This window comes from Roseibium sp. R5 (genome assembly GCF_055755305.1).
Genome location: NZ_CM146910.1, coordinates 3,178,473 through 3,205,156, shown reverse-complemented (window position 1 = coordinate 3,205,156; position 26,684 = coordinate 3,178,473). Strand labels below are relative to the sequence as shown.

At 55.6% G+C, this 26,684-nt stretch carries 32 protein-coding genes; 6 read left to right on the top strand and 26 right to left on the bottom strand.

Translation table 11 applies throughout. From position 1 onward, the window contains the following. Nucleotides 1-680: 680 nt before the first annotated feature. The gene (locus tag AC0J4F_RS15080; protein ID WP_473026433.1) at nt 681-2,354 is read left to right on the top strand and encodes an SPOR domain-containing protein; all 1,674 of its coding nucleotides are present in this window, start codon (nt 681-683) and stop codon (nt 2,352-2,354) included. A gap of 17 nt (nt 2,355-2,371) precedes the next feature. On the opposite strand, the gene AC0J4F_RS15075 is transcribed toward AC0J4F_RS15080, so the two are convergent. The 3 genes from AC0J4F_RS15075 to AC0J4F_RS15065 form a co-directional block, all read right to left on the bottom strand. Continuing rightward, nucleotides 2,372-3,076, bottom strand: coding sequence for a DnaJ domain-containing protein (locus AC0J4F_RS15075; protein WP_133946940.1), 705 nt, complete (start codon nt 3,074-3,076; stop codon nt 2,372-2,374). Then, nucleotides 3,073-3,792 (bottom strand): VWA domain-containing protein, encoded by a 720-nt coding sequence (locus AC0J4F_RS15070; protein ID WP_208326683.1) that lies wholly within the window; start codon nt 3,790-3,792, stop codon nt 3,073-3,075. Before AC0J4F_RS15070 ends, AC0J4F_RS15075 begins: the two co-directional genes overlap by 4 nt. A gap of 119 nt (nt 3,793-3,911) precedes the next feature. Beyond that, nucleotides 3,912-4,346 carry a DUF1489 family protein gene (locus AC0J4F_RS15065; protein WP_133946938.1) on the bottom strand — a complete coding sequence of 145 codons (435 nt, stop codon included), beginning with the start codon at nt 4,344-4,346 and terminating at the stop codon, nt 3,912-3,914. Between the two features lie 121 nt (nt 4,347-4,467). On the opposite strand from AC0J4F_RS15065, the gene AC0J4F_RS15060 reads away from it, so the two are divergent. Beyond that, complete coding sequence (locus AC0J4F_RS15060) at nt 4,468-5,352, top strand: SDR family NAD(P)-dependent oxidoreductase (protein ID WP_473023887.1); 885 nt, start codon at nt 4,468-4,470, stop codon at nt 5,350-5,352. Nucleotides 5,353-5,498: 146 nt separating this feature from the next. Next, the gene (locus AC0J4F_RS15055; protein ID WP_133946936.1) at nt 5,499-5,981 is read left to right on the top strand and encodes a hypothetical protein; all 483 of its coding nucleotides are present in this window, start codon (nt 5,499-5,501) and stop codon (nt 5,979-5,981) included. A 101-nt stretch (nt 5,982-6,082) separates the two neighbouring features. On the opposite strand, the gene AC0J4F_RS15050 is transcribed toward AC0J4F_RS15055, so the two are convergent. Continuing rightward, the gene (locus AC0J4F_RS15050; protein WP_286189900.1) at nt 6,083-6,205 is read right to left on the bottom strand and encodes a hypothetical protein; all 123 of its coding nucleotides are present in this window, start codon (nt 6,203-6,205) and stop codon (nt 6,083-6,085) included. A gap of 417 nt (nt 6,206-6,622) precedes the next feature. Between AC0J4F_RS15050 and AC0J4F_RS15045 the strand changes: the two genes are divergently transcribed. Beyond that, on the top strand, nt 6,623-7,378 hold the full coding sequence (locus AC0J4F_RS15045; protein ID WP_133946935.1) for a DUF599 family protein: 756 nt from the start codon (nt 6,623-6,625) through the stop codon (nt 7,376-7,378). Here the strand turns inward: AC0J4F_RS15045 and AC0J4F_RS15040 are convergent. The 3 genes from AC0J4F_RS15040 to AC0J4F_RS15030 form a co-directional block, all read right to left on the bottom strand. Then, nucleotides 7,264-8,511 carry an adenylate/guanylate cyclase domain-containing protein gene (locus tag AC0J4F_RS15040; RefSeq protein ID WP_422023047.1) on the bottom strand — a complete coding sequence of 416 codons (1,248 nt, stop codon included), beginning with the start codon at nt 8,509-8,511 and terminating at the stop codon, nt 7,264-7,266. The two genes, AC0J4F_RS15045 and AC0J4F_RS15040, sit on opposite strands and share 115 nt — an antisense overlap. Nucleotides 8,512-8,602: 91 nt before the next feature. Beyond that, a complete protein-coding gene (locus AC0J4F_RS15035) occupies nt 8,603-9,409 on the bottom strand; it encodes a YdcF family protein (RefSeq protein ID WP_473023886.1) in 807 nt (268 codons plus the stop codon). A 9-nt stretch (nt 9,410-9,418) separates the two neighbouring features. Further along, the gene (locus tag AC0J4F_RS15030) at nt 9,419-10,246 is read right to left on the bottom strand and encodes an aldo/keto reductase (protein WP_166672658.1); all 828 of its coding nucleotides are present in this window, start codon (nt 10,244-10,246) and stop codon (nt 9,419-9,421) included. Nucleotides 10,247-10,353: 107 nt separating this feature from the next. Here AC0J4F_RS15030 and AC0J4F_RS15025 point away from each other — a divergent pair, with 107 nt between their 5' ends. After that, nucleotides 10,354-10,758, top strand: a complete 405-nt coding sequence (locus AC0J4F_RS15025) for a globin family protein (protein ID WP_209002166.1) — start codon at nt 10,354-10,356, stop codon at nt 10,756-10,758. Nucleotides 10,759-10,821: 63 nt separating this feature from the next. Here AC0J4F_RS15025 and AC0J4F_RS15020 read toward each other — a convergent pair whose 3' ends face one another. The 8 genes from AC0J4F_RS15020 to speB form a co-directional block, all read right to left on the bottom strand. After that, the gene (locus AC0J4F_RS15020; RefSeq protein WP_133946931.1) at nt 10,822-11,436 is read right to left on the bottom strand and encodes an ATP-dependent Clp protease proteolytic subunit; all 615 of its coding nucleotides are present in this window, start codon (nt 11,434-11,436) and stop codon (nt 10,822-10,824) included. Nucleotides 11,437-11,625: 189 nt separating this feature from the next. Next, entirely contained in the window at nt 11,626-12,474 is an 849-nt protein-coding gene (locus tag AC0J4F_RS15015; protein ID WP_473023885.1) for an adenylate/guanylate cyclase domain-containing protein, read from the bottom strand. A gap of 147 nt (nt 12,475-12,621) precedes the next feature. After that, a complete protein-coding gene (locus tag AC0J4F_RS15010) occupies nt 12,622-13,026 on the bottom strand; it encodes an ACT domain-containing protein (RefSeq protein WP_473023884.1) in 405 nt (134 codons plus the stop codon). A gap of 31 nt (nt 13,027-13,057) precedes the next feature. After that, nucleotides 13,058-13,492 carry a hypothetical protein gene (locus AC0J4F_RS15005; RefSeq protein WP_473023883.1) on the bottom strand — a complete coding sequence of 145 codons (435 nt, stop codon included), beginning with the start codon at nt 13,490-13,492 and terminating at the stop codon, nt 13,058-13,060. 35 nt (nt 13,493-13,527) lie between these two features. Beyond that, nucleotides 13,528-15,315 (bottom strand): TRAP transporter permease, encoded by a 1,788-nt coding sequence (locus AC0J4F_RS15000; protein ID WP_473023882.1) that lies wholly within the window; start codon nt 15,313-15,315, stop codon nt 13,528-13,530. A 62-nt stretch (nt 15,316-15,377) separates the two neighbouring features. Beyond that, nucleotides 15,378-16,334, bottom strand: a complete 957-nt coding sequence (locus tag AC0J4F_RS14995; protein WP_133946928.1) for a TAXI family TRAP transporter solute-binding subunit — start codon at nt 16,332-16,334, stop codon at nt 15,378-15,380. A 170-nt stretch (nt 16,335-16,504) separates the two neighbouring features. Next, nucleotides 16,505-16,891, bottom strand: a complete 387-nt coding sequence (locus AC0J4F_RS14990) for a cupin domain-containing protein (RefSeq protein ID WP_133946927.1) — start codon at nt 16,889-16,891, stop codon at nt 16,505-16,507. Next, nucleotides 16,888-17,865 (bottom strand): agmatinase, encoded by a 978-nt coding sequence (speB, locus tag AC0J4F_RS14985; protein WP_133946926.1) that lies wholly within the window; start codon nt 17,863-17,865, stop codon nt 16,888-16,890. Before speB ends, AC0J4F_RS14990 begins: the two co-directional genes overlap by 4 nt. A 156-nt stretch (nt 17,866-18,021) precedes the next feature. On the opposite strand from speB, the gene AC0J4F_RS14980 reads away from it, so the two are divergent. Then, nucleotides 18,022-18,333 carry a DMT family transporter gene (locus tag AC0J4F_RS14980; protein WP_133946925.1) on the top strand — a complete coding sequence of 104 codons (312 nt, stop codon included), beginning with the start codon at nt 18,022-18,024 and terminating at the stop codon, nt 18,331-18,333. Nucleotides 18,334-18,371: 38 nt separating this feature from the next. On the opposite strand, the gene AC0J4F_RS14975 is transcribed toward AC0J4F_RS14980, so the two are convergent. The 11 genes from AC0J4F_RS14975 to AC0J4F_RS14925 all read right to left on the bottom strand — a co-directional run bounded on the left by AC0J4F_RS14975 (nt 18,372) and on the right by AC0J4F_RS14925 (nt 26,543). Beyond that, nucleotides 18,372-19,061, bottom strand: coding sequence for an SDR family NAD(P)-dependent oxidoreductase (locus tag AC0J4F_RS14975; protein ID WP_208326664.1), 690 nt, complete (start codon nt 19,059-19,061; stop codon nt 18,372-18,374). Nucleotides 19,062-19,182: 121 nt separating this feature from the next. Next, complete coding sequence (locus tag AC0J4F_RS14970) at nt 19,183-19,689, bottom strand: hypothetical protein (RefSeq protein WP_133946924.1); 507 nt, start codon at nt 19,687-19,689, stop codon at nt 19,183-19,185. A 153-nt stretch (nt 19,690-19,842) separates the two neighbouring features. Beyond that, nucleotides 19,843-20,331 (bottom strand): SET domain-containing protein-lysine N-methyltransferase, encoded by a 489-nt coding sequence (locus AC0J4F_RS14965; RefSeq protein WP_133946923.1) that lies wholly within the window; start codon nt 20,329-20,331, stop codon nt 19,843-19,845. A 59-nt stretch (nt 20,332-20,390) separates the two neighbouring features. Continuing rightward, a complete protein-coding gene (locus AC0J4F_RS14960) occupies nt 20,391-21,629 on the bottom strand; it encodes a sigma-70 family RNA polymerase sigma factor (protein ID WP_133946922.1) in 1,239 nt (412 codons plus the stop codon). Nucleotides 21,630-21,660: 31 nt separating this feature from the next. Beyond that, entirely contained in the window at nt 21,661-22,020 is a 360-nt protein-coding gene (locus AC0J4F_RS14955) for a YciI family protein (RefSeq protein ID WP_133946921.1), read from the bottom strand. A gap of 371 nt (nt 22,021-22,391) precedes the next feature. After that, nucleotides 22,392-23,177, bottom strand: coding sequence for a hypothetical protein (locus AC0J4F_RS14950; RefSeq protein ID WP_473023881.1), 786 nt, complete (start codon nt 23,175-23,177; stop codon nt 22,392-22,394). A 94-nt stretch (nt 23,178-23,271) separates the two neighbouring features. Next, nucleotides 23,272-24,444 carry an isovaleryl-CoA dehydrogenase gene (locus AC0J4F_RS14945; RefSeq protein WP_008189642.1) on the bottom strand — a complete coding sequence of 391 codons (1,173 nt, stop codon included), beginning with the start codon at nt 24,442-24,444 and terminating at the stop codon, nt 23,272-23,274. After that, entirely contained in the window at nt 24,441-24,899 is a 459-nt protein-coding gene (locus tag AC0J4F_RS14940; RefSeq protein WP_473023880.1) for a GNAT family N-acetyltransferase, read from the bottom strand. The genes AC0J4F_RS14945 and AC0J4F_RS14940 overlap by 4 nt, the downstream gene beginning before the upstream one ends. Before the next feature lie 2 nt (nt 24,900-24,901). Next, nucleotides 24,902-25,345 carry a PaaI family thioesterase gene (locus AC0J4F_RS14935; protein WP_473023879.1) on the bottom strand — a complete coding sequence of 148 codons (444 nt, stop codon included), beginning with the start codon at nt 25,343-25,345 and terminating at the stop codon, nt 24,902-24,904. A gap of 12 nt (nt 25,346-25,357) precedes the next feature. Further along, nucleotides 25,358-25,753: a MerR family transcriptional regulator gene (locus AC0J4F_RS14930; RefSeq protein ID WP_473023878.1), complete on the bottom strand. Its 396-nt coding sequence runs from the start codon at nt 25,751-25,753 to the stop codon at nt 25,358-25,360. 79 nt (nt 25,754-25,832) lie between these two features. After that, entirely contained in the window at nt 25,833-26,543 is a 711-nt protein-coding gene (locus AC0J4F_RS14925) for a glycoside hydrolase family 25 protein (protein WP_473023877.1), read from the bottom strand. Between the last annotated feature and the right edge of the window lie 141 nt (nt 26,544-26,684).

Sequence of the window (26,684 nt, the reverse complement as noted above, 5' to 3'; positions counted from 1 at the left end):
CCGGCGCGCTTATCGCTTTACCTAACGCAAGCTTCATAATGCGCTGCACAATTTCTGTCAAGGTGATTTTGCAATGCAAAAACAACTTTAACGCGAGTATCTTAAGTAAATCCCGAGAAGCAAATCCCCTACTCGCTAAAGGTTGCGAGGTTGAGCGCTCCCTTTTGACGGCCAATGCCCGCCCCGTCTCCACACATGCGCAACCGGCGCTCTGTAGCAAATACACCGCATTGCAGCAAAACGGCTCAACTGAGGTTGCAACCCGAGTTTAAGAAACCTAAAAAATTGAAAAATTCTTCAAATCCAAAGTATAAAATAAGAAAACCGCCTACACACTCCCTAAATATTCCAATCAAGAACATACTAATTGATATTTGACAGATATAATCAAAAATAACTGACCAAATAGAGCAATGTATACAATAAATGAAAATCCACACCCACCAAAAATGACATTTACACTTGATTAACCATAACAAAAAACAAATTTTTTAAGTGTTTTTCTGGTATCTCCTTTACACATTCGTAACCGTGATTCCATCAAATAGCACCTGAACTTCGCGGACGGCTCGAATGAACGGCCTGGGGCTGGCCGATCATCCCCGTCCACAAACAGAAACGCGTGACCCGAATTGGGAAAAGTAACAGTGTTAGGTATGCGTTCTTCACGCTCTGCGCGAATGATTGGCCGTCTCGGCAAGATGCTTGTCGTCGGCACGCTTGTGCTCTGCGCCCCAACCGTGGCTTCGGCCAATCCGAAATATGCTGGCATCGTCGTGGATGCCAAGACCGGCAAGACCCTTTATGCGGCCAATGCGGACGCCTACCGGTTCCCGGCCTCGCTGACGAAGATTATGACCACCTACATCATCTTCGAAGAGCTTGAGGCGGGTCGGCTTTCCATGTCCAGCCGTTTGAAAGTCTCAAAAAACGCTGCTGCTGAAGTGCCGTCGAAACTCGGCTTGAAACCGGGCAGCACCATTTCGGTGAAAGATGCGATTGGTTCGCTGGTCACCAAATCAGCCAATGATGTGGCAACCACCGTTGCGGAAAACATCGCCGGTTCCGAATCCGCATTTGCCAGACGGATGACGCGGACAGCCCGCCAGCTTGGCATGTCCAAGACAACCTTCCGCAACGCACATGGTTTGCCGAACTCGAAACAGCGGACCACTGCGCGCGACATGGCGACCTTGGGTCGTGCGATCCAGGAGCGGTTTCCGGAGTACTACAAACTCTTCAACACGCGGGTCTACAAGTACAAAGGCCGCCCTTTGCGCAATCACAACCGGCTTCTTGGAACCGTCCGCGGTGTCGACGGGATCAAGACCGGTTACATCCGGGCGTCCGGGTTTAACTTGGTGACATCTGTCAAACGCGATAACCGGCACATTGTTGCAGTTGTCATGGGCGGCCGCACCGGCGCACGCCGGAATGCTCATATGACTGACCTGATCGGACGGTATCTGCACAAGGCGAGCAGAGGTCCGCGGACGGCGCCGCTGATCGCGTCGGCTGGTCCCGTTTTCGCTTTTGACGCGGCATCCTTAAAGGAACCGCCGCTACCGGCAAATAAGCCGGGCGGTGGAATTGCACCGCCTGCGACTGGCGCGCCGGTCGTGCTTGCAAGTGCCTACGCACCGGTAAAACTTCCGGAAGACGCGCTGGCGGCCAATCAGATCCCTGCCCCGGCTCCAGCACCGGTTCCAGGCTTTGGCAATGAAGTTCCGATCCCGCCGAAGGCCGTGAAGTCCCGCTTCAACGACACATTCGCGGTTGCGACATCTCTGCCCCCGATCCCGAGAACCAGCCCGGACGCGTCGATCACGACACAGTCGATTTCAAAGACGGCTCTACTTCAGGCGGCGCGCCAGCAAGCGGGTATCGATCTGCCGGTCCGTAATGACGAGCAGGCTCCAAGCGCTCCGATCCCGGTACGCACTGTCGCAACTGAAGCCATTGAAGTCATCCCGGCGGCCGAAGTCGGTGCAACGCAGACAGCGTCATTATCGCAAAAGATCGACGCATCTTCAGAAGAACTGGCGCAGGGCGATGCTGACGAAAATGAACGCGTTGACGTTGACACTGCCGAACCTGCTATCGCGGTCTCTGGCTGGCAGGTGCAAATTGCTGCCGCCGAAACTGAAGCCCAGGCTATGGCCCTTCTTCAGAGAGCTGAAGCACGGACCGGCAATGCCTTGAACAACCGCACACCTTTCACAGAGCCAGTCGAGGCCAATGGCACGACCCTCTACCGCGCCCGTTTTGCCGGGTTCGACAACAAATCTGCAGCCCGTCGGGCTTGCCGTACCTTGAAAAAGGCGAAATTCGCCTGCTTCGCCATCTATGAGTAATTGAGTAACGGATGTCGTTAATGTCTTCTGAGAAGCGTGTCTTTCGCCTCGTTGATTTTCGCCGCGAGGAAACCGGAGCCTCCTTGGTCGGGATGGACCCGCATCATAAGCCTGCGGTGCGCGGCTCGGATTTCCGCGTCCCCGGCATCGGGCGAAAGCCCCAGGATCTGGTAGGCCTCCTCATCTGTCATGGGGCCCGAGCTCGACGCGCTTCTCTCCCGATCTGTGGCATCCGCCTCGAAGTCTTCACGCCAACCGGCAAGCCTGCGGTCGAGATAAGCTTCGACTAGCTTTAGGCTTTGATCGTCCTGATGAGCTTCCTGCCAAAAGGTCTGCAGCTCATCATCTGCCAGGTCATCCAGCCGACGGCCCTGAAAACTGCCGGCGAGGACCGTTCCCGATAAAGCACCCGTGTCATGGTCCAATTCCATTTCGACCATGGCAGACCGGACCTGGGACTGCTGCCCGGCAGTCTTTTGAGGATTGTAGCCCGACAAGTTTCGCAGTCCGGCCAATCCAAGCAGCGACACCCCAAACCCAAACGCCGGGATTGCCAGTGCGAACCGTCCGGTAACGGCAAAAACGCCCGCAAGTATCATCAACAGGATACCGCCATAGGTGCGGATAGACTGCGCGAGCCTGGCCGGGTTGGCCTGAACGAATTGCCGCATCATGGCAATGAAAACGACAAGCAGCACAAGGCCGAGAAGCAAATAGATCATGATGACGGCTTGAGTTGCTCCAACAACAATCGGGCGCCCTGCCCGCCCTTCTTTTCAAATGCAATCAGTGCCTTGTGCCCACCGCTGGCGAACACAGCAACTGCCTTCAAGAGCTCGGAAAGTTGACGCGCAGCACCGGCATCAAACGGACAATAAGCTCCATTGGTCAAGCGGGCGATTTCGCGGAACGCGCTCTCAGCAACCGGATCCCGGCCTTCTTGGAAAAGGAACATCGGCACACCGAGAAGGCCGAGCTGCCCCGCCTTGTCGCATAAGGTATCGACGTTTTCTTCCATGCAGTCGCCGACATAAACGACCGCCGCAATTTTCTCTTTTTCCGCCGCGCTGATCGCAGCTGAAAGCACTTTACGGATTTGTGTATGACCGCCCTGGCAGGTAATGCGGCTCATCACTCCGGCCAGTTCGTGACCAGTTTCAAACCAACGCGAGGCTCTGCACTCGCCAAAGCCGCGGAAGTAAACCAGTTTGATCTTCAGGCTGCCAATCGAAGCCGCTTCCTGAAACATCTCACCTTGCAACTGACAAGCTGTGTCCCATGTAGGTTGTCGGCTCATTGTTGCATCGAGTGCAAAGATCAGCCGGCCCGATGTACCCGGGGCTGGGCGCGGCGCTGACTTCACCTTGTCCAGAAATGCGGACACATCAGCCTCGGTCGAACGGACAGTCTGATCCTGCCGTTTCGCCGGTGTGTTCATGCTGTCCCGTGTCTTTGCCAAGACTGAGTGTCCCTTATCCTGCCGCTCACAACCCGAACTTGGTTCTTGAGACCGACTACGTCAACGCTTTTGCCGCAATTGCCGCAGGCGGTTTGCAATCAAATGAGACAGAGTTCGGTGAGATCCCGTCGCATGCCGTCCGGCATGTTCTGAACATCTCCACCGCCACGAATATCCTTTGGTGCATCTTCGGCCTTTAGATAGCGCCACCCCTGGAACGGCCGTTTTGGCTGATATTGTGTGAGGATCAACCGCGGCTCCAGCACCAGGTCGCAGCGTTTCACTCCTGCATCGTCGGTAAATGGCCGAATATCCAGGAGATGTTGACGTGCCTGGATTTTTCCCTTGATGACCCAATAGAGCGACCCGCCATCCAGCAGCTCGTCACGCCGGGTCGGCACCATACGCGTGGTATGGGTGGTGTGCGCGCCAAGCCCGGCCGCCCGCGCCTGCTCGACGCGAAAGTCGATCCAGGCCTGAAGGCTCTCGACGCTATCGGCACCCACACAGAGTTTCACAAGATGCAAGGTCATGAAACTGACCTATCAGTTAACAAAGCAAGGTCAAGAGAGCGACCGTCTGGAGCGGTGGATAGTGATTATAACAAGGGCTCTCGCTCTTGCGCTCGCAGCGCGAAACCGGTCATCTCGTACAATGGATGTATTCGTTACAGGCGGCACGGGCGGGATCGGCTCGGCAGTGGTCAAACAGCTCGTCGAGGACGGCTGCCAGGTCATCGGTCTCTCCAGGTCCGATCAATCTTCGGAAAAACTGCGCCGCCTCGGCGCCTCCGCGTATCCCGGCGATCTGCGGGATCCGGCCACCTGGGTCGAGCGGGCAACCGCATGCGATGCTGTCGTTCACCTTGGAGCGACCTTTTCGTCCGACATGGGCAAAGTCGACCGGATCGCCATGCTGGAGATGAAAAAAGCGGCTCGGCATCGCAAACAACCGCTGAAGGTTGTTTATACCGGTGGGATTTGGCTGTATCCGCCCTGCAAGGCGGGAGACATGCTCAGTGAGAAGACCCCGTTTTCACCGCTGCCAGCCTTTCGGTTCATGACCGAGACCATCAAGACGCTCTGTACAGGGACAGACCTTGCGCTTTCCGTGGTCCACCCTGCCCTCGTGTGCGGACCAGAATTTGGTCCGGTTGCAGAGATGACAGCTGCCTTGAAAGAGAGTGGGAGGTTTAAAACCCGGGCCTCGGAACACACGTTTTGGCCACTGGTCGAAGTTTCGGATCTTGCCAAGCTTTATGCGCTTGTGTTGCGTCAGACCCGGTTCCGCATGTCCGTAATAGGCACTGGTATCTCCGGTGTCTCCGTCGACCATCTTGCAAGCCATATCTCAGCCCGTCACGGCAAGCCTCTGGAGATCATCACACAGCCCTCCCCGGAGGGTATTGATCCCGATCAGGACTGGGCGGCTGGGTACGCGCTTACCCAATCGGCAGACAACACCCACGCAAAACGGCTTCTTTCCTGGTCTCCGGAACACTCCACGATTGAAGATCTTGTGGTCACGCTCTCCAGGTAACTGTGGCCTCACAATGTGCGCGAAGACTTTTTCAACATCCGTACGATAGCTTTTGAAGATCAAAACCGAACGGATGATCGACAGTGCGACTTTTCCTCTCGCTGGTTCTATTATGGATACTTTCTTGTCCTGCACAGGCAGAGACCATGCAGCCGCTTGGAAAATTTCATGTCATCAACACGGCAGGCTTTATCGAGCGGGACGGGAAACGGGCACCGCTTGCGTCTGATCTTGAGACAGGCGAACTGACGCTTCAAAGAAATCTGTCGGGTAATCTGGTTTTGACCATCAGGGAAACAGACATCGAGCTCTTCGAAATCGAGGACGGGCTCGCTGGCCTGACCTGGAACTCAAGAAACTCATCTGTGTTAGAAGCCGCGGACATCCTGGATCTGAGCTCTCATACCTTGCCAGAGCACATACAAGCCTGGGGCGCGGATGTCATCTGGCCGGGACAAGGCGAAGTGCAGCTGGTGCTTCTGCCGCTGGGCGAAAATGCGTACAGCAGTTTCCTGATCAGCCATCCGGGAAACAGTACGGTGGTGCGTCAGATGGAGCTGCGCAAAGTCTCAGGACCGCCAAACCGCCCAGACCCAAAAGCGACTGTTCCAGCCCCCGTATTGAATTGAACACCATCAGAACTTGACTGTTTCACCGCCCAGTCGGACGTCCAAAAAGCAAAAAAGCCGCAGCGATCGCTACGGCTTTTGTGTTTCGTGCGCCCTCAGGCTTATTTGGCGATGGCGACGGCTTGTTGGGCGTTGTCAACGTCGTTGAACAAGAGAACCATGGCGAGTGCGATGCCAACGGCACCAACTGTCCAAAGTGTCACGCTCCAGCAAGATTTCTGCACGTTTTCGTCCATAAAATCCCTATGTCGTTTCTAAGCATTGCAAGCCGCTTCCGGCTGCAAATGTGGCGCTAGTGAGGCGAGGTGGTAAACGATCCCTTACCTGTTCGCAAGTGCAAAAATCCGGCATCAGATTTGCAATTTTCACATTGCCGTTTTTTTGTTTTAGTTTGAGCAACTTACGGCCTTGAGAGCACTTGCACATAGTTTGATCAACTTGCCGTAAACGTAAGACCTCAGCCTCATTTACGTCCGATTCCAGGGCAAACACGGCAGCTGATTTGGGGCCCTTTTCCCGCCTATCCGCACGTCCGTTGCAGTTGCCTCTGGATTTTGCCCTTCACCGCTTATGCTGGGCTGACGTTCCCGATAAGATGCGCAAGTTCCAAGTCAATCGCTCTCAAGACCAAACGGACTTCTATGCACGCCCTATCCCAACTCGATTATGCCGCCGCCGGTCTGTTCCTGGTGGCTTGGCTCGGTTTCAACCTGCTGATTGATCTGGGTCCGCTGCGCAAGAAAACCCTGTCATATGCGATGGAAACCCAGCGCCGGAACTGGATGCTGACCATGGCAACCCGCGAAGTCCGGATTATGGACACCGCGATCCTGTCCGGCTTGCAGCAAGGCACAGCCTTCTTTGCATCAACCGCCTTGCTGGCGATCGGGGGCAGCTTTGCCCTTCTGGATGCGACCGATCGTATTCTTCAGGTCGCTGGCGACCTCTCCATCCCGGTTTCGGACAGCCGGGCTCTCTGGGAGATCAAGGTGCTGGGGTTGATGCTGATATTCGCTTACAGCTTCTTCAAGTTTGGTTGGGCGTATCGGCTCTTCAACTACGCCAGCATCGTCATGGGCGCTGTTCCGGAACGCAGCCAGGGCGATCCGGAGGCCATTCGCGAAATTGCCGGAAAAGCAGGCGAACTAAACGTCCTTGCCGGCCGCCACTTCAATAGAGGCCAGCGCGCGCTCTTCTTCGCCATTGGCTTTCTGGGATGGTTTGCCGGCCCGATCGCCTTCGCGATCCTGACCGTTGCCGTGTTTCTGGTGCTGTTGCGCCGTCAGTTTTCTTCCAAAGCCCGCGCGACTGTAATGTCCGGGCAGTTGTCGAACTTTTCTCCAGACGTCAAATTAGGAGAATACACCGACACCGGATCATCAAATCCCTTCACGTGATAACTGCCAAACAGTCCTGAGCGGCAGCCCATCAGGCCCGCAACATTGTCAGACACGAGTACTTCGCGGCCGAGGTCCTTGGCCAGTTCTGCAATGCGCGCGGCGAGATTGACGGCTGGTCCGACAACCGTGAAATCGAGACGCGTTTCGCTGCCGACATTACCGTAGAAAACATCGCCGGCATGCAAGGCGATCCCAACGCTCATGTCCGGTGTCACCATGCAGGTTTTCTGCTGATTGATTTCTCCGATCTTCTTCAGCGTGTCCCGTGCAGCCAACAAGGCATTATATGCAGCTGACTTGGCCTCCTCTTCCGTTTCATACGGGAAAATGGCCATCACCTCGTCGCCGATGAACTTCAACACCTCACCGCCGTGAGCCTCAACGGCTTCGGTCATAGCACCGAAGTATTTGTTGAGGAACAGAACGAGTTTGTCGGCAGGCAGACTGTTGGACAGACGGGTAAAGCCGCGGATGTCGGCAAAGCTGATCACGGCTTTGATCCACTCGCCCTCACCGCGCCGCGTGGTTCCATCCAGAACCTTCAGGCCGGCGCGCGGACCGACATACGTATCTAGCACGGTTTCAGCAGTGCGACGCAGCGTTTTGAGTTCGCACACCAAGGCCAACGGCCGCATGATCGAATCGAAAACACTCAGGTTCGCGCCAGAAAAGCCTTTGGGGGCCTTCGTCGCAAAGGTCGCAACCTTCACAGAGCCATCGGAGAATGGCATCGGCAGAGCGATGTAATCGGTGTAGCCTTCTTCACGGAGTTCCTGGCAAACCGGAAAATCATCGTCGGTGCCGGCACAGTTGGCGATATCGACCCGGACCGGCTGTTTTGTTTCATGAACACGCTTGATCGGGCTGCTCTCATAATTGGCATCAGCGTCTTCGCCCGGCACATAGCGCCGCAGCTCGCGCGTGCCTTCGCTGTCCCAGATCGAACCTTCCGCGCGGACGTTTGGATGAACGATCCAGATACCAGTTGTCGCACGGTCGACCGGCACGCCACCCGCCCGCAGCCGCTGCGCAAGTTCACTAACGATTTCAAGAGTGCCGTCTAGCTGGGGTGCATCGCTGTAGAGCCATTGCACCACATCTGCCGCGACAAGCGGCGCTTCGAGGACCATCTGCCCGCCCCTACTTTTCAAATGAGATGAGTGGCATATGGGTCTCTTAACCGGAGAATAAAAGTGGTGTTTTGCGGAAACTTTTTACTGGTTAAGAATTCACCGGGCCCGGAAACAAGGCACTGCTGCGGCCGGTGAGCCAATAAACCGCCAAACCGATCCACTCCCGAACGCCAATGTCGACGCGCCGCAATCCCTTGGACGCACCATCAAAGCCGAGTCCCCAATCCGCACCGCCACGGGTTCGGTAGTCAACAGGATAGGCCGTCACGCCGGTCCATCCGGCAGCTTCAAAAACCCCCATGGATCGGGGCATATGATACGCTGAGGTCACCAAAAGCCAAGTCTGTCCCGGCTTTGGATCGACCAGTTCTTTCGTCAAAACAGCGTTCTCCCAGGTGTTCCGGGATTCGTCTTCCAAAACGATGCGTTCTGAAGCGATACCAAAATCGTCAAACAGGCGCGATGCTCCTTCGGATTCCGTCGCCTGCCCCGTGATGATTGTTCCCTGGCCGCCAGTATGAATGATCAAGGCTTCAGGGAGCAACTTGGCAAGCCGGGCAGCAATGGTCAGCCGTTCCCCGGAAACGGTCAAAGCCGTCTCACCGCGTGCACCCGTAACCACCGTATCGACCGCACCGCCCAGAATGATGACGCCGTCATAAGACACGAGCTCAGCCGGTCTTGAAAACCTGTCTTCCAAAGGCTGGATCAACAAGTTTGCTGCCGGAGAAAACCCGCAAATGACGAGGCCAACTGCACCAACCCAAATGAACCGCCGTCCCCACTTTTGAAGCCGCTTCCCCATCGACATCACCAAGCCGAACACGACCAGCGCGATCAGGAAATTGGACGGCTGAATAAAAAACGCGGCAATCTTGGAAAGATAGAAGAACATCTACTTAAGTCACTCCGGATCCCAGACCGGCCCCCAGACGGCATTGATCAGACGGCCATCAGGACTGCCCAAGGCGAAGATTTGCGCCATCTCGTCGCTGTCGAGCTCGAAATCAAAAACACCAATGTTGGCTTTCAGCCGATCCGGATTGCTGCTCTTTGGGATGGCAATGACGTTCGGCTGCTGCACATGCCATCGCAATGCGATCTGAACCGGCGACTTGCCGTACTTCTCAGCCAAGTCGCGGAACACGCCTTCCTGATCAACCCGCCCTTTGACGATCGGACAATACGCGGTCAGCGCCATTCCAAGATCCTGTGTCGCCTGCAAGAGCGTTCGTTGGCTCAAGAACGGATGATACTCAACCTGATTGGTCACCAGCTGGCCACCGGCAAGATCTTGCGCCTGCCGCAACAGCGCGGACGGGAAATTGGACACACCAATCGACCTTGCAAGTCCCCGGTCTTTCGCCTCGACAAGTGCGCCGATGGTTTCCGCAAGCGGTATATCCGGGTTTGGCCAGTGGACGAGCAGAAGGTCGACATAATCTGTTTGAAGCTTGCGGAGACTTGTCTCCGCCGATGTTCTGAATGCATCAGCGGCGAGTTGATCCCACCAGACCTTGGTGGTCAGAAAAAGGTCCGAGCGGTTCATACCGGAGGCGCGAATTCCATCGCCGACCTCAGATTCGTTTTCATAATAGGCCGCCGTATCCACATGGCTGTAACCGTTCTGTAAAGCAAATGACACAGTCTCGGAGCATTGTGGCCCACGCAAATCCCAAGTGCCCAATCCAATTGCCGGGATCGATACGTCACGAATAGATCTGGAAATCATTGTAAATTCTTCCATGGATGAAACAGCTGTGATGACAGTCACAGCCACCGCCAACGAACAGGGGCAAACTTCCCAGAACGTTCGCAAAGATGGCCGGAGACAATGATATGACATTGTATATGAAAATTGGTGGCAGAAAGGCAGTCTTGGCTGCCATTCCCCCGCTCAAAGACAGACTGGAGTCCGATCCCTGTTTCGATCTTGCACCGCTGCGCGGTGAGTTTGATGCGTCGGGAGACTTTTGCGAGTTCCTGGTTTTCCTCTTCGGTGGTTCCCCGTTCTATGACGGCAAGCCTGTGACCGACCTTCTCTCACCGCTTTGCGATTGCGACGATGTTTATGGCCGTTTCGTAGACCACCTCGTGGCGGTATTGCTTCACGATGACCTAACCGAAGAAAGCGAAGCGGAACTGCGTTCGCTCATGGAGCGTCTGCGGCCACATGTTCTTGCGCCAAGGCCCACGGCTCCTGTTCTGGTCTATTCCGTGGACAACGATCAACTGCGTGCCTGACGCCACAAACAAAAACGCCGGCGACTTCCATCACCGGCGCTCTTTGTTGAAAGACTAAAGGGATCAGCCTAGTTCGTTAACGCTGGTCACGACTTTCCCGACGAGACCATAGTCAATGCCCTCTTCCGGGCTCATCCAGTAGTCACGGTCAGTGTCTTTTTCGATACGCTCGATCGGCTGCCCGGTTGCATCCGCGAAGATCTTATTCAGACGGTCGCGCATCTTGATGATTTCCTTGGCCTGGATCTCAATGTCCGTTGCCATGCCACCGGCGCCACCGGACGGTTGGTGCAAAAGGAAGCGCGTGTTCGGCGTGCAGAAGCGCAGCTCCTTCGGCACGGACACGTAGATCAAGGCACCGGCACTTGCGACCCAGCCCATGCCGAGAATACGAACTTCCGGAGAAATGAACTTGATGGTGTCGTGGATCATGTCACCTGATTCAACATGGCCGCCCGGAGACGACACAATGACAGTGATCGGGTCATTGGAAACCTGTGCCAGCGCCAGAAGGCGGGCGCACACATCACGGGCCATGTCCTGGGTCACCGGACCTGTAATCAGGACGGTGCGCGCTTCGAACAGATGCTTGTCGACCTGGATCGACGGTTGGGCTTTGGACTTGTCCTCGTCGTCATCGTCGAGGCGTGCAGGCACCGTGGTCGAATAGTTTTTCATGCGCAGGATTTAGCTCCCTTGGCTGTTGTGCCGGTCATGCCCGGCGGTTCTTTCCGGTCTGGTCAGCGCGCCGAGCCGAACCGGTTTGTCCCATGTGTAAGCGAAGAGCTGCGCTCTCGCAAATCTTGTCAGCGTTCTTAAGCCGAAAAGAGTTATCAGACCGGCAACATATGCCCACAAAGACGCTTTTCAATCCGGCCGGTGTGGATGAATGGGGAGTTTGTCGCCCCGACGCCCCGCGATCAGATGCCAGGCCAACATCATCCCAAATGGCAAAGACGGCCAGACAAACCACAGAGTCGACAGCCCCGACGTGAGCAAATTGAGGATGAAGAAGAACCCAATCATGAAAACACAGGACTGGACCCGCCTCGGTTGAGACCGGATCCACCGGCGCGCCTGTTCAAATCCGTTCGCGACCGCCTGCGTATCTTTTTCCCAATTCCCGCCGTTGCCGAGTTCGGCAGGGTCTTGCAGATCGTCGTCCGCAGTTTCAGCAGCCTCAGGCGAGTTCCGCCCCCCCAAGCGAACCGAAAACGTCTCCACAGGTTCAGATACATTCTTGACCTGCTTTGGACCGAGCGGCTCGAAGCCGAGCGCCAGTTTTGTGCGGACCTGGTCGTAAACCGATTGTGACAGCATAATGCCGCCCTTTGGGGCCAGTTCCTGCAGCCGTGCGGCGACGTTGACGCCATCACCGTAGATATCATCGCCCTCGATCATGATATCGCCGAGGTTCAACCCGATCCGGAACTCCATGCGGGTCGTGTCCGGCAACTCGGCATTTTTTTGAGACAGCTCGTTCTGGATTTCGACGGCGCATTGGACCGCCTCAATTACGGAAGAAAACTCCACGATGACCGCATCGCCCCATGTATTGACGATGCGCCCGTTATGGCGGGCTGTGAGGGAGGACATGATGCTGCGGTAGGTTTTAAGGCGATTGAGCGTGCCGTCTTCATCCTGCTCCATGAGCCTGGAATAGTGTGCAACATCTGCACACATGATCGCGGCCAAACGGCGCTTCGCCCGTTCCATCCATCTACCCCTGATTGCCCGGCACCCGATAACAAACTTGTGACCGGCGCCTTAGTTAGGAATGGGAATCTTCGGCTGAAATTGCAAGGAAAAACCTCTGTCAATTGTCGCAATGCCAACCGTCAGATGAGTCCCGGTCGCAGTATCTTATTTCGTTTCAGCCAGCGTTCTCAAAGCGTTCAGCGCATCTTCGGCCCGTTCTTCAGGAACAAAAACATGGTCGTGAAAAAACGCCGCAACCACGTTTGCCGGGATGCCCTGCTCCGCCAAGGCTTTGGCAACAGCTGCCGTCAATCCAACTGCTTCAAGCGACGAATGCACAGTCAGTGTGATCCTGCGGAACCATTCTGCTTCTGCCAGTCCGAGCTCACGTGCCCGTTCCAGCGGGAGTATGGCCGTCATGCCTTCCGTTTCGGAAAAAAGACCGATCGGTTCGTACTCGGCGAGTTCAACAAGGCTCTTGGTCGCGAACGTGCAAAACACATAGGGCTCGGGATCAAGCATCGGCCGCATGTGGGAGATCAGGTTTTGAAGGTCGGTCTCACCGGTCATGATTGTTCAATTCCATCAGTTATCTGAAGTACTAGAATCGCGGCCATCGACCCCGCCCCGCATCCCGGCCTGCAACATGCCAGTAAACCAAACCGGCGAGCACACCGGAGCTTATAAACGACACAAGATCAAACAGGGTATACACCTGATCATCTATCACTCCAGTGATCCCAAAACCTATTACAGCACCGGACAACGTGTAAAAGATCCAATGTTGAATGTGAAACATTTCCGTTGTTATGAGAATGAAAGTGACGGGCAAAATACTCAGAGCGTAAGCAAAGAAAACCAAAACAAGCGTCACAATGAAGACTGCGGATATCGAACCAGTTGGCCGGTCAATTGCCTCTGAGAAATAGCCCGATAGCAATAATAGGAAAATCAACAAGACTATTGCTGCTGTGACGCATCCATAAAAATACCCTTTCATTATCCGCCAGAGGGCAAAATCTTCATGTGCGGTCAACTGTTTCCCCTGACATAGACTTCCAAGGCCCGAGACTAAACACCCGCCAGAAACACAACAAGAAGACCACTGCCGATGGCAAAAAGTTTGTGCAGCGGCTTTGTAAACCCGATCACGCCAAAGGAAATCAGGGCGAGGCCGAGACCGATCTTGGCTGCAGCCAACAGCGCGAAAGTTGGCGCTTCCGACAAGGCAATCACCGACGGGTTGGCGATCATCGCCAAGGGAATGACGTAGAGCCCGATGCCCAGCGCCATCGCCGTAAAGGCCACTTTCAGCCAGTTTTCGCCGATCATCCCGGCTGCAATGAAAACCGCCCCACAGACTGGGGGCGTGATGGTAGAAATCAGCGCGAACCAGAACACAAACAAATGCGCCTGAAGCGGCTCAAGGCCCTGCTCGATGAGGGCTGGTCCAGCAACAGACACACAGATGACGTACGCTGCCGTCGTTGGAACTTCCATGCCCAGAACCAGACAGGCAATGGCTGTCAGCAATAGCGCCGGCCACAAGTACCCCCCAGACCCGGAAAGGATCAGCGAGGTGATTTTTACACCGAGCCCGGTAATCGCGAGAACACCGATGATGATCGAGGCGCAGATGATGATCGAGGCGATGACGGAGACTTGGCGCGCTGCATTTAAAAAGGCGCTTTCCAACCGTCCAAGGATCTCCTTGCCCGAAGCCACACCCTTTGCAGTAAAAAACAGAAGGACAAAGCCTGCCAGAATGGCGAGGCAGGCCGCATATTGCGGTGTGTATTTCGCGCCGAACATTCCGTAAAGCAGCACCGCAAACGGCACCATGAAGAAAGCCGAGGTGATGAGCACCTGGCGGACCGGTGGCTGATCCTCCTTCGCAACGGCTTTCAGATCATGATGGCGGGCATAGGCGTTGATCCCGATCCAGACCGCGAAAAAGTAGAGGATCGCCGGCAACAGCGCGGCCATCATGATCTGCGTGTACGGCACCCGGGTCAGTTCGACCATGACAAAAGCGCCTGCCCCCATCAGCGGCGGCATGATCTGGCCACCAGAAGACGCAACAGCCTCAACAGCGCCAGCCAAACGTTTGGGATATCCCAGCCGGGTCATCGCCGGCAGTGTGATTGCGCCGGTTGAAGCGACATTCGCCGACGCAGAACCGGAAATGGACCCAAAGAGGGCCGAAGACAGCACGGACACCTTCGCCGCACCGCCGTTGAGACGGCCCGCGGCGGCCGCTGCCAGATTCATGAAGCCTTGGCCCGCTTCCCCGGCATTCAAGACCGCCCCGAAGATCACAAAGATCGCAACCACATTGACCGACACCCCGGTCAGGCTGCCCCAGATCCCGCCTTCTGCGATTGTGAGGGTTCCAAGAAAGCTGGCCAGCGGTGTTCCGGAATGCCCGAATTCACCGGGAATATGCTGGCCGAACAACCCGTAAGCCAACGCGAGCGCTGCCACAATCGGCAGTGGCCAGCCGATGGCACGGCGAGCACCTTCCAAAACCACGACCAAAAGCACCGCAGCCACCCAATACTGAAAGGAGCCTTCCAGAAAGCCATACTGATCCGATAACACATTCTGATTGACCGCCACCCAAAGGCACGCAGCCACACCAAGGGCACACAATAAAGCGCCGCTTGCGCGCTTAAGCAATCCACCGTCAACGAACAGGAAGATCCACGGCAAGGCCAAGGCCAGGTGCAGCGGTCGGCTGACCAGGTTTGGAACCAGACCGGAAAAGATCAGCCCGAGGTGAAACACCACGAGGATCACGGCAAGGCAAAGCATCAGGGTTCGCCAGACAGGCGACGTCGGGGTGTCAGTGCTGATCATGGAAACTGTTCAAAAAAGAGAGATCCGGCGCCAAATGAGCGCCGGACCGGGAGACAATTGCGTTACTTTTGAGCATCCGTGAGATCGATGCCTGCTTCCTGGTAATAGCGCACGGCACCTGGATGGATTTTGCCGGTGATGTTTTCCATCAGACCCTGATCCACGCCGTTCCACCAAGCTGCGCCCTCACCCATCTTCGCCTTCTGCTCCCAGAAAGTCTTGGTCAGGGCGTAGGCTGTGTCGTCGTCCATCGCAGTCGTGGTGAAGGCGACCACCGGCAAGGATGTCGTGGTGATGTCCTCGCTCTGTCCGGCATAGGTGCCGGCTGGAATGACCAGCTTGGCCCGCTTGGATTGTGCGATCTGATCATCAGACAATGAAATGACATTCACTCCAGTCGATGCAGCTGCTTCAATAACGTTCGGTGCCGGCCAGGACCCGGCGGTTACAAATCCATCGATTTGGCCATTCTTCAGCGCTGCAACCGCGTTGGACAGCTCAACCTCGGCAAGATCTACCTTGCCTTCCAGGCCGAACAGTTTGAGATACTTCTCTCCTTCACGCGCCCCAAAAGAGCCTTTGCCGAGCAAAATGGTTTTGCCTTCCATTCCGGCGAAATCGGTCACACCACTCTTTTCAGACATGACGAAGTGCATGGTCAGCGACGGGATCGGAAAGAGGGCGCGGATCTCGTCAAATTTCGGATCGCCCTTGCCCTCGAACATGGCTTTGCCGCCCTGGGCAAGCCTCACGAGCACCGGCGGCGTCGTGAAGACATAGTCTCCGCCGCGCGCACGGGCTTCCATCACGTTTTGAACAGAACCCTGGCTTTCTTCAAGGGTGACGATGATGTCGCCATTGCTGCCTTCCTTGACCGCTTCTGCGATCTGAACGCCCATTTGGTAGTAGGACGAGGTGGACTTCGCCGACTTGTAAGTGATGCGCGTTTCCGCTTGTGCTTGAACGGCACCAAACGACAAGGACAGGCCAATGGCCAGTTTCAAAAGACCGGATTTCATGCGTTCGCTCCCTATGGTTTTGATCAACGTTATTGGGAGCGCATCCAAGGCGCAATGCTATTACAAGCAGAAATGGTACGTCGGTTGTTCAAACCGGATCAGCTTGACCATAAAACGTCCAATAAACGTCAGAAGCATAAGCCGGAAATTATTCGGCAATCCAAGGCCGTTCAGGCGATGGTTGGCTCCCAAATTCCCTTAACAGGCTCGGCTTCTGAATCTCCCGGCCATGGCGGCATAGAGATACAAATGAATTTCAGCGGCTGATCGCCGTCGCAGCGGTATTGAAACGCTGTCCCAACCGGAATGTCGATCGACACTCCAGCTTCCAAAACCACCGTCTCTTCACGCTCTTCCCTTGCACGCCAGATTTGACCGCGTCCCTCCAGTACATGCCAGAACTCACTCACCGTTTTGTGGCGCGTTGCCTTGTTGATCTGCCCGGATGGAACAGTGCTGTGGATCATGTTGCCGGTCTCGCCATCCATGATGAAGCGGATCTCGGCACCTGCAGGCGACATGGCATCGGGCTTATCAGCCAGTGTTGTAGTTTTCATTGGCCCTCCTGGCCTTTCAGGTTCAAGACCATATTGCACAAGAGTTCGAACATGATCGAAACACCCAGGAAGGCCGTTCCGCCGCTTTGATCGAATGGTGGCGACACCTCAACAAGATCCGCTCCGACAATATTGACCCCGTCGAGCATGCGCGCGACTTGCAGCGCTTCAAATGAGTTCGGCCCGCCCACTTCCGGTGTTCCGGTTCCTGGCGCAAACGCCGGATCGACAAAATCGATGTCATAGGAGACATAGGTCGCGCCTTGACCAGCAATCTCCTTTGCCTCCGCCAGGACATCCTGCACCCCGCGGGCGAAATACTCCTCGATGGCAATCACCCGAATGCCGACACTTTCGGCAAAGTCGCGGTCTTCAAAATCATAGGCCGTGCCCCGGATTCCGATTTGCACGACCCGTTTGGGATCCAGCAGCCCCTCCTCGACCGCGCGCCGGAAGGGCGTTCCGTGGGTGTATTGCATGCCGCCGAAATAGCTCTTGAACAGATCCGTATGGCTGTCGAAATGGATCATCCCAACCGGGCCGTGCTTGTTTGCAATTGCTCGGAGTATCGGCAGGGAACACAGGTGATCACCACCCGCTGTCAGCGGTACAACACCCGCCTCCAGAACGTCATCATAGAACGCAGTCATGCGGTGAAGGCTGTCGTCAACGCTTGCCGGGTTGGGGCCGACATCACCAAGATCCGCGCAATTGACCAGTTCAAACGGCCGGACGCCGGTGTCCCCGTTCTGGGCCCGGATCATTGTCGAGGCATCCCGGAGCTGCCGCGGACCGTGGCGCGGTCCCGGCCTGTTGGTCGTCCCGCCGTCCCACGGCGCTCCGATCAGCCCTATATCCACGTCTGCCAGCCGGGGGCTGTCGAGTTCGACATGCGGCAGCCGCATGAAGGTCGGCACACCGGCAAAGCGCGGCAGGTCAAACCCGGAAACGGGCTGAAAGAACGGATCTGACATGAACAACTCCCAAGGCGAGACGGCTGGAGCAAAAGGTGTCTGATTGAACATAACCAGACTTGAACCCGTCAAGGGACTTCTTATCTCTCGGTCACGCGGACGTCCGCGTATTCCGAAAAAAAATTTATCCGGGACGACCCGAGCATGGAGACAAACATGGCTTGGGTCTTGTTGTTATTGGCCGGCCTTCTGGAAATCATATGGGCGTATGCGATGAAACAGTCGCACGGCTTCAGCCGCATGCTTCCAACCCTCGTCATGGCGGTGACCATGGCCGGGTCTTTCGGCCTGCTGGCCGTTTCGATGCACAGCTTGCCACTCGGAACGGCTTACATGATCTGGACCGGGATTGGTGCGATTGGCGCTTTTGCTGTCGGTGTCTGGATCCTCGGCGAAGCAATCACCCCGCAACGCCTGATCGCGGCACTGCTGATCGTCGCTGGCATGGTGACGATGAAACTGTCTTGATCACACCGCCAGCAACAGAAAGACCGGATCGGCGTGGGCTACCACTCGATCCGTTCGCCCATGTGATCGAAATAGCCGCCGGTCTCAGCCGGTGTCAGGCCGTTGATCACCGATAGCAGGCGTTCGGCGGCCCTTTCGGGCGCCTGCACCTCTAAACCCGATTTGGCAAACCCTTCGGTCAAAGGTGTCCGCACGGTTCCAGGATGCAGCGCCACACAGACCGCATGCGGTTTGCGCCGCGCGAGCTCAATGGACGCGGTCCGCACAAGCTGATTGAGGGCCGCTTTCGATGCCCGGTAGCCGAACCATCCCCCCAGATTGTTGTCTGAAATGGATCCAACCCGCGCCGACAGTGTTGCAAAGACGCTTGTGCCTTCCTTGGGCAGGAGCGGAAGGAAATGCTTCATCACAAGCACCGGACCGATGGCGTTGATGGCATAAGATTCTGCAAGCGCTTGGGGGTCCAGCTCCCGAAGGCTCTTTTCCGGCTTGCGATCGCCGAGCGTCAAAGCACCGGTAGCATCAAAAACGAGCCGCAGATCATCCCCCTGCCCGGCAACCCACTTGGCAGCGGCTTGAATGCTGGTCTCGTCGAGCAAATCCAAACCTGGATGTGTTCTGCGGGAAAGGCCAACCACGCGGTCATAAGGACCGGTTTCATCCAGCACCCGCACCAAAGCGGACCCTATACCGCCCGTTGCCCCAATCACAATTGCCAAAGTGCCCATAGATAGTCCTGTTGCGTTTATGTCGTTACGCAGCAACGGCCAATCGGGATTTGTGGTGACGACGACAATCTTGGAGGGCAAGGCAGACCGGTTTGATTGGAGCCCGATCTGCCTTGAGGTATCAGGTGCAGGTTATGTTCACATTAAGTTGGGCATCACCGTTGTCCTGCATGGAAAAGGTGATCTTGCCATTGGCATCTTCGAACACGCCCGATCCGCCGAGCACATCGCGTGTCTGGTCATTGGCGATCGTGCGGGTTTCTGGTGAATGAACCGGTTTATCGACCGTGTAAGCTCCCGACCGGGCATAGAGATTGCCGTTTTCAAAGCTCAGGACAACATCGGACGCCAGCCGGACCTGACCCGCATCATCTTCACCGAGGACCCGGGTTTCCCATTCAACTGAACCGACTGCATTGCCATTGTTGTCGACGAGATCACTGTGACCAATCCGCAGATCACCGGGCATCGGTGCATCGGATCCCTGCTTGACCACTTTGACGACGCGGTGTTCATTCATCGGCGCTGTAACCGAAAATGGTTGGCATTGTTCAAGTGCGTGCGCACTGCCAATTCCCAAAGCTGCGGTGGCGAGTGTTGCTGTGATGAGTGTTTTTTTCAGGGGCATGTCATTCCTCCATGAGTTTGTGCCGTCCAATGCACTGGAGATGCGACCACCCGCTCATATATTCAATAATTATTTCAGATGTTTAATCATTACATTTACTACAGGAAACCATGATCTTGTTGTAAGATAATCAAACAAAATAAAATCTATATTTTATGTAATTTTCCGCGCCAAGTAATCCGAGAACCAACCAACATACCGAACCTGCAGTTCTGCACGGCGCCAGTCTTGTCCGGTAATCAGTCCGCGGCAGCGATCCGTGCCGCAAGCGCATTCCATTTCCCAGTCATCGTCATCGCCCGTTGCATAGTTAAAACTGAGTTCTTCCCCCACGTTGATATCCCGCATCGCATGAAACGCAATCTGGCCCCGAATTCCGAGATTCGGTGCGCACGAATGATTGAGATGCATCATCGAGCTTTCCCGCTCGTCAGCAGAAACCGGCCCAATAAACAGGTCGTCACCGATCTGGATCTCTGCCGGTCCCAAACTCTTTGCAAGTTCGTCGCGCCTCGCACGATCAAAAACATGACCGCCTTTGACGACAACCAGCTCACCGTTGGTGATTGGCGCTATGGCAAAAAGACCGCGCCCTTCAATTCCGCTGCGTCGCTTTTCCACCTTTGGCGAAAACCAGGTCATCGTCAGTGTGACATAATTCCTTCAAATACCGTTTGGCGAAATCGACCGATATCATCTGGTCATGAGCTCTCACTAACACACCGCTTTGCCCGGTGTTCCAGAAATAACCGGTCTGCTTTCGCCTGTGCCAATGCGATTGCCTTTGCATAGGCGGAGTGCGCCTTGCCAAGGTGTCCCGCGCGATAAAGCAGTTCCGCCTTGGCGGCATAAAGAGGCTGATAGTCCGAGAGATCCGGCTCCAACGCCGCAATCAGCTCCAGTGCCTCGTCGAGGGCGCCGATCTCTGCCAATGCCACCGCACGGTTCAAGCGGACCACATCCGTCGGCTCGAACACCAGCAACTCGTCATAGAGCAACAGGATTTGCGCCCAGTCTGGTGATGCGCCTTCACAATGGCAGGCGGCAATCGCCGCTTTGATTTGGTAAGGCCCAAGTTTTCGGCGCGCCAGGGCAGTTTCGACCAGCGAGATGCCGTCTTGCAGTTCTGCCGACTTCCAGAGCCCCCGGTCCTGATCGAGAAAGGCGACGCGCGCGCCTCTGTGGTCAAACCGTGCGCCACGTCGCGCATAATTGAGGGTCAAAAGCGCAAGGCACCCTTCGATCTCCGGGTCACCAGGCCGAAGTTTGTTCAATATGTTGCAGAGGAAGATAGCTTCATGTGCGAGACCGCGTTGATCGTCTTCAGGTGCAGATAATCCTGTTGTGAAGATTAGATAGACCACACCCAAAACGGCATCGAGCCGTTCCGCCCATTGCTCGGGACCCGGTACTTCATACGAGATATCAGCGCCACCAAGTTTCGCTTTCGCACGGGACAACCGCTGCCCCATGGTGGTCTCCCGGTCCAGGAAAGCGCGCGCGATTTCTCCAGTCGTCAGCCCGCCCAAAGTGCGAAGCGTTAACGCCATCTGGGATTTGGTTTCAAGTACCGGATGACAGCAGGTGAAGATCAGACGCAAACGCTCATCCGGGATATCATCGTTTTCCTCAAGCCCGGACACCTCATCCATTATCATGGAAAGGTTCGTCTCGGCGCGATCGACTGTTTGTTTGCGCCTGATGCGATCAATTGCCTTTCGATAGGCAACTTTCAGGAGCCAGGCCTCAGGAGATTTGGGCAGACCATTCCGCCCCCAGTGAGAGACTGCGGACACCATGGCATCCTGGAGGACGTCTTCGGCGAGTTGAAAATCCCGGAATTTGCCAATCAGGATAGATAATAGCCGCCCCCGCTCGTCCCGGGCGAGGCCGCCCAGGACTTTGGTAACTGCGATGGCATTTGAAGCGGAGGCGGTCATGGAACCTTCCAGACGGTTTAAGACCCCGCCGTCAGTCAGCGTCAGGATAGTCCATCACGGGCCGTACTTCGACCGTCCCGTATTCCGCGCTCGGGATCTGAGCGGCATAACCAAGGGCCGTATCAAGATCCGGAACATCGATAAGATAGAACCCCCCAAGGTGCTCCTTGGTCTCCGCAAACGGTCCATCCATGGTTTCCACTTTTCCGCCGCGCACACGCAGCGCTTTGGCCGTCTCGGCTTCTTTCAGCCCCTCACCGGCCAGCATGACACCGTCCGCCGTCAGTTTTTCACTCAAGGCAAAATAGCCGGCCATCATCTTCTCAAATTCCGGAGTGCCATAAACCGGCTCGCGGGCGGGGTCTGCATAGATCAACATCATGTATTTCATACTGAAATCCTCGTTTCTTCAGTGTCAAAAACTGTCAAAATCCAAAATCGGGCCGCGAGCAGACTTGTTCTTTTCCGACCAAATCGCAAGACGCTTGCTCCCAAGGCATCCTTCAACCAATTGGAGGAAGTGAGCAGGCTTACCCCCTATTCCGATCCACGAGAGGGCCCACTCAAACCCAATTCAGGTTTGAACACCCTTCAGACGTTCGGCGTCCGTCTTTTTCGACATCCACATAAAAAAATCGTCGGTAGAATCAGAGAGGAAGAGTAAGGGCAGTCCGACCAAGGTCGATGCTCGTCCTGCTGCCACATTGAACGAACGAAAAAGGCCGTCACCAATTTGCGATGCATCTGGTTGGCAATTGGTCGCTATTGCGAACGGCCCCTTTTGACCCTGCGATAAAAGAAATACGGCCAAAGCAAAATCCGAATGGTAAGGACTGTTATTGGCCGCGACCGTTTTAGAAGTCTGGCGGCATAACGATCCGCTTCTTTTTCCTGCTCTGGGACTTGGCCACGATCGAGATGCCCCAGCACATGATGACCCACTTCATGATAAAAAGTTTGTTCAAGTTTCAGTTTCCGCAACCAGCGGATGAGACCCCGCTCGTTGTCCAGATCCCATGTTAAGACAATCCTAGAATAATATGGGCTATAGAGGCCGAGATAGTCCAAGTGACGGTTCTGAGCGATAACATCTATCCTGGTTACACCATCGAGACATATCCCCGGTGTTGCGCTCCACTTTGAAAGTAGACCTACGGCCGCAGTTTTATCGTCAATTTCATTGGAAACATAAAGCGGCGTTTGATCGGAAACATAAGCCGCTGGTAGATCATTGCATCGTTGCGCAAGCCAATTGAGCGTCAATCGGTGAAGTGGGTTGAGGCTTGGGTTGGAGAGGCGCTTCACCTCATTGCGAAACTCTTGTGGGTCCAACTCATGGAGAATAGCGAGAAGAACACCAAAATATCTTGTCGATGGTCCCTGCGGGACGGTCTCCCATGCGTTGGTTCGTAGTCTGCGCCTGATCTCTAATGCCGATATTTCTTTTGTCTCATGCAGGGTCTGCCAAGCCTCACGCACCAAGGTGACTTGATCAGAAGCAATGCCCTGCAACAGCCGATCAACCGCTTGAGCGCAATTTTTCGCCATGGTGTTTACAGTACCAATAATTCAAAAAAATGGCGGTGAGCACGACAAGAATGCTCACCGCTTTTAAAACGAGTGTTCAAAGAGATCTGAAAAATCACGCTGTCTTGGAGAAGATCTCACGGCCGATCAGCATGCGCCGGATTTCAGAGGTGCCCGCGCCAATCTCGTAGAGCTTGGCATCGCGCAGAAGCCGTCCGGTCGGGTACTCGTTGATGTAACCGTTGCCGCCGAGAAGCTGGATGGCATCCAGCGCCATCTTAGTTGCGTTTTCAGCGGCATAAAGGATTGCGCCGGCAGCATCTTCGCGGGTGGTTTCTCCCCGGTCACAGGCCTTTGCGACTGCGTAGACGTAGGCCTTGGAGGCGTTCATGGAGACATACATGTCAGCGACCTTGCCCTGGACCAGCTGGAACGTGCCGATCGGCTTGCCGAACTGCTCACGCTCGTGAACGTAAGGAATCACTACGTCCATGGCGGCCTGCATGATGCCAACTGCACCTGCGGCCAGAACAGCGCGCTCATAATCGAGGCCGGACATCAGGACATTGACGCCCTTGCCGACTTCACCGAGCACGTTTTCTTCCGGCACTTCACAATCCTGGAAGACCAGTTCCCCGGTTTCAGATCCGCGCATACCCAGCTTGTCGAGCTTCTGGGCAACGGAGAAACCTTTGAAATCCTTCTCGACCAGGAAGGCTGTCATGCCTTTGGGGCCCGCATCCATATCGGTCTTGGCATAGATGATCATCGTGTCCGCGGATGGACCGTTGGTGATCCACATCTTGGAGCCGTTGAGGATGTATTTATCGCCCTTTTTATCAGCGCGCAGCTTCATCGACACTACATCTGATCCCGCCCCCGGTTCAGACATCGCCAGCGCGCCGAGATGTTCACCGGACACCAATTTGCCGAGATAGCGTTTTTTCTGATCGTCATTGCCCCAACGGCGCAGCTGGTTCACGCACAGGTTCGAATGCGCCCCGTAGCTCAGGCCGATCGAGGCCGAGGCCCGGCTGACCTCTTCCATGGCAATGCAGTGTTCAAGATAGCCGAGGCCGGAACCGCCCCACTCTTCTTCAACCGTGATGCCGTGCAAGCCCAGTTCACCCATTTCCGGCCACAGCTCGCGCGGGAACCAGTCGTCCCGGTCAATCTTTTCGGCCAAAGGCGCGATGCGGTCCTGAGAATAGGACCGCACGGTGTCACGCAGCATGTCAGCGGTCTCGCCGAGATCGAAGTTGAAGCTTGGAAAATCGTTGCGGATCATACGCTGTCCTCCCATTTGCGCTTTTCGTAGCGCACGAAATTGCTCAGGATACCGACCCGGTCATAGAGCTGCCGGGCTACGGTGTTGTGATCGTGTGTGTGCCAGTAGACATTGCTGCAGCCGCTTTGCTCAGCCGCTGCGTAGACGGCCTCAATCAGCTTGCGGCCAACACCGCCGCCGCGCTGAGAGCTGTCGACATAAAGGTCTTCGAGATAGCAGGTCGGGGTGAGCGACCAGGTCGAGGCGTGGTTTAGATAATGCACGAAACCAACCAGTTCGCGGTCCTGCTCCGCCACCAGCCCGTCATGATAGCCATCTGACAGCAACCTCTCGAACAACCCATTGGTGACCTCGTCAGGCAGGGTTTGCTGGTAGAACGCCAGATACGCCTGCCACAGCGGCAGCCATGCGGGTTTGTCCGCCCGTTCGATCGGTCTGATTTGAATGGGTGCCATATTCAGTCCTTCATGCCCGCAAGGCTCATCAGGGTGAAAAGCCCGGTCGCCACATGGATTTGTGTGTCGCCCGACAAGCCATAGACATCAGCGCGGGCGATCGTCAGTGTCCGCCCGGGCTTGAGAACACGGCCCCGGGCGACAAGCGTTGGCTGTGCCGCAGGATTGAGCAGATTGATCTTGTATTCGGTGGTCAGAACGCCAGTGCCATCGGCAAAAAGGGTCAGAGCCGCATAACCGGCCGCACTGTCAGCAATCGAGGATGTGGCACCGGCATGAAAGTACCCATGCTGTTGCGTCAACTCAGGACGCATCGACAGTTCGAGATCAACCGCCCCAGGTGCCAAATGGACCATACGGGCACCGAGGTGATCCATGAAGGCTTGCGCCTCAAAACTCTTGCGCACCCGCTGTTCCCAGTCGGCTGATCGCGGTTTCAGCTCCATGTTCAACGCTCCTCACTGGTCACTGGTCACTGGGGTAAGCTCTTCCATACGCGCGAGCGCACCGGCTTCCACCTCTTCCAGCTCAAGCAACGTCAATTCAATATCGCGTTGCTTTTCCAAAAGCTCTTCGCGCCGTGCGGCAATTTTCTCCATCAGGAGCCGCAGCTGCCCGGCCTCTCCCGGTGCACTGCCGTACATGCCGATCAGTTCTTTGACTTCAGCCAGCGAAAAGCCCAGCCGTTTGCCACGCAAAATCAACTTGATACGGGTTCGGTCTCCGGGCGTGTACAGCCTTTGACGGCCACGGCGCTGGGGTGTCACCAACCCTTGAGCCTCATAAAACCGAAGCGTTCTGGTGGTGATGTCGAACTCTTGCGTGAGCTGTGTAATGGTAAAATAGCGCTGCATACCCGATCCTTCGCGGGCACATTTCCGTCTTTTTACGTTAAAGTCAATAGATCTTATTTTCGATATTTATTTCAATATTTTAACTTTGAATATCATCAACAGACAATTCCTTCTGGAGAACATTCAGATCAACGCTGCCGGAAATCCCGTCCACAGTCCCGCGCTGGTGAAACTGCCAGAGCACCCAATCTGAGGAATAAGACGGCGCATGCCAGATGGAGCGCACCCAAAGCCTGCGGTTCAGCCCATTGCCGCTCAAATAAATCCGGTAAAACTCTTCCGGCGCATAGAAAATGACCCGCTTGCCTGCGATCGGTTCCACCGCTGCAACAAAGGCGCTGATCTCCCGCAGCAGCTCCTCGGTCGCGGGTCTGCGGGCACAATTTCCCTCAAACTCCAGATCAACAACGGGTGCCAGCATATCCGGCTCGTCCGGCAAAACAGCCAGAAAGTTGCGCGCCTGCGAGGCACCGTCCTTGCACAAACTGAAGAAGTGATAAGCACCCGTTGGCAGGCCAGCGGCCCTCGCCGCTTGCCAGTTTGCAGCAAATGCCCGGTCGCGGAAATCGCCACCTTCGCTCGCCTTGATGTACGCAAAGGCAACATCATCGCCCGCAACCTTTGCCCAGTCGATGTCTCCTTGATGATGCGAAACATCTATGCCGCGCACAGGAAAATCGTCCCGGTCCGGTTCCCAACTCATGAAAAAGAAGGCCGCCCCCGCAATCGAAATCACACCACCGACGGCAATGTAGAACAATATCCGCAAAACCGCTTGCAAGAATTTCATACCATCCCTCGCCGTCCCCATGCAGCGGCCACCATGGCGGATAAATCCTAAGAATTCACAATGGAAACAGGCAGGTTCCGAAACGGAAGACAACTATATCAGAAAAGGCGATCCTTATGCGGTCCGATGACTGCCAGCATT

What these genes read in the sequence shown, in the direction of transcription:
- AC0J4F_RS15080 (WP_473026433.1), top strand. Translation starts at nt 681, where the DNA reads ATGATTGGCCGTCTCGGCAAGATGCTTGTCGTCGGCACGCTTGTGCTC.
- AC0J4F_RS15075 (WP_133946940.1), bottom strand. Translation starts at nt 3,076, where the DNA reads ATGATCTATTTGCTTCTCGGCCTTGTGCTGCTTGTCGTTTTCATTGCC.
- AC0J4F_RS15070 (WP_208326683.1), bottom strand. Translation starts at nt 3,792, where the DNA reads ATGAACACACCGGCGAAACGGCAGGATCAGACTGTCCGTTCGACCGAG.
- AC0J4F_RS15065 (WP_133946938.1), bottom strand. Translation starts at nt 4,346, where the DNA reads ATGACCTTGCATCTTGTGAAACTCTGTGTGGGTGCCGATAGCGTCGAG.
- AC0J4F_RS15060 (WP_473023887.1), top strand. Translation starts at nt 4,468, where the DNA reads ATGGATGTATTCGTTACAGGCGGCACGGGCGGGATCGGCTCGGCAGTG.
- AC0J4F_RS15055 (WP_133946936.1), top strand. Translation starts at nt 5,499, where the DNA reads ATGCAGCCGCTTGGAAAATTTCATGTCATCAACACGGCAGGCTTTATC.
- AC0J4F_RS15045 (WP_133946935.1), top strand. Translation starts at nt 6,623, where the DNA reads ATGCACGCCCTATCCCAACTCGATTATGCCGCCGCCGGTCTGTTCCTG.
- AC0J4F_RS15040 (WP_422023047.1), bottom strand. Translation starts at nt 8,511, where the DNA reads ATGGTCCTCGAAGCGCCGCTTGTCGCGGCAGATGTGGTGCAATGGCTC.
- AC0J4F_RS15035 (WP_473023886.1), bottom strand. Translation starts at nt 9,409, where the DNA reads ATGTTCTTCTATCTTTCCAAGATTGCCGCGTTTTTTATTCAGCCGTCC.
- AC0J4F_RS15030 (WP_166672658.1), bottom strand. Translation starts at nt 10,246, where the DNA reads ATGATTTCCAGATCTATTCGTGACGTATCGATCCCGGCAATTGGATTG.
- AC0J4F_RS15025 (WP_209002166.1), top strand. Translation starts at nt 10,354, where the DNA reads ATGACATTGTATATGAAAATTGGTGGCAGAAAGGCAGTCTTGGCTGCC.
- AC0J4F_RS15020 (WP_133946931.1), bottom strand. Translation starts at nt 11,436, where the DNA reads ATGAAAAACTATTCGACCACGGTGCCTGCACGCCTCGACGATGACGAC.
- AC0J4F_RS15015 (WP_473023885.1), bottom strand. Translation starts at nt 12,474, where the DNA reads ATGGAACGGGCGAAGCGCCGTTTGGCCGCGATCATGTGTGCAGATGTT.
- AC0J4F_RS15010 (WP_473023884.1), bottom strand. Translation starts at nt 13,026, where the DNA reads ATGACCGGTGAGACCGACCTTCAAAACCTGATCTCCCACATGCGGCCG.
- AC0J4F_RS15000 (WP_473023882.1), bottom strand. Translation starts at nt 15,315, where the DNA reads ATGATCAGCACTGACACCCCGACGTCGCCTGTCTGGCGAACCCTGATG.
- AC0J4F_RS14995 (WP_133946928.1), bottom strand. Translation starts at nt 16,334, where the DNA reads ATGAAATCCGGTCTTTTGAAACTGGCCATTGGCCTGTCCTTGTCGTTT.
- AC0J4F_RS14990 (WP_133946927.1), bottom strand. Translation starts at nt 16,891, where the DNA reads ATGAAAACTACAACACTGGCTGATAAGCCCGATGCCATGTCGCCTGCA.
- speB (WP_133946926.1), bottom strand. Translation starts at nt 17,865, where the DNA reads ATGTCAGATCCGTTCTTTCAGCCCGTTTCCGGGTTTGACCTGCCGCGC.
- AC0J4F_RS14980 (WP_133946925.1), top strand. Translation starts at nt 18,022, where the DNA reads ATGGCTTGGGTCTTGTTGTTATTGGCCGGCCTTCTGGAAATCATATGG.
- AC0J4F_RS14975 (WP_208326664.1), bottom strand. Translation starts at nt 19,061, where the DNA reads ATGGGCACTTTGGCAATTGTGATTGGGGCAACGGGCGGTATAGGGTCC.
- AC0J4F_RS14970 (WP_133946924.1), bottom strand. Translation starts at nt 19,689, where the DNA reads ATGCCCCTGAAAAAAACACTCATCACAGCAACACTCGCCACCGCAGCT.
- AC0J4F_RS14965 (WP_133946923.1), bottom strand. Translation starts at nt 20,331, where the DNA reads ATGACCTGGTTTTCGCCAAAGGTGGAAAAGCGACGCAGCGGAATTGAA.
- AC0J4F_RS14960 (WP_133946922.1), bottom strand. Translation starts at nt 21,629, where the DNA reads ATGACCGCCTCCGCTTCAAATGCCATCGCAGTTACCAAAGTCCTGGGC.
- AC0J4F_RS14955 (WP_133946921.1), bottom strand. Translation starts at nt 22,020, where the DNA reads ATGAAATACATGATGTTGATCTATGCAGACCCCGCCCGCGAGCCGGTT.
- AC0J4F_RS14950 (WP_473023881.1), bottom strand. Translation starts at nt 23,177, where the DNA reads ATGGCGAAAAATTGCGCTCAAGCGGTTGATCGGCTGTTGCAGGGCATT.
- AC0J4F_RS14945 (WP_008189642.1), bottom strand. Translation starts at nt 24,444, where the DNA reads ATGATCCGCAACGATTTTCCAAGCTTCAACTTCGATCTCGGCGAGACC.
- AC0J4F_RS14940 (WP_473023880.1), bottom strand. Translation starts at nt 24,899, where the DNA reads ATGGCACCCATTCAAATCAGACCGATCGAACGGGCGGACAAACCCGCA.
- AC0J4F_RS14935 (WP_473023879.1), bottom strand. Translation starts at nt 25,345, where the DNA reads ATGGAGCTGAAACCGCGATCAGCCGACTGGGAACAGCGGGTGCGCAAG.
- AC0J4F_RS14930 (WP_473023878.1), bottom strand. Translation starts at nt 25,753, where the DNA reads ATGCAGCGCTATTTTACCATTACACAGCTCACGCAAGAGTTCGACATC.
- AC0J4F_RS14925 (WP_473023877.1), bottom strand. Translation starts at nt 26,543, where the DNA reads ATGAAATTCTTGCAAGCGGTTTTGCGGATATTGTTCTACATTGCCGTC.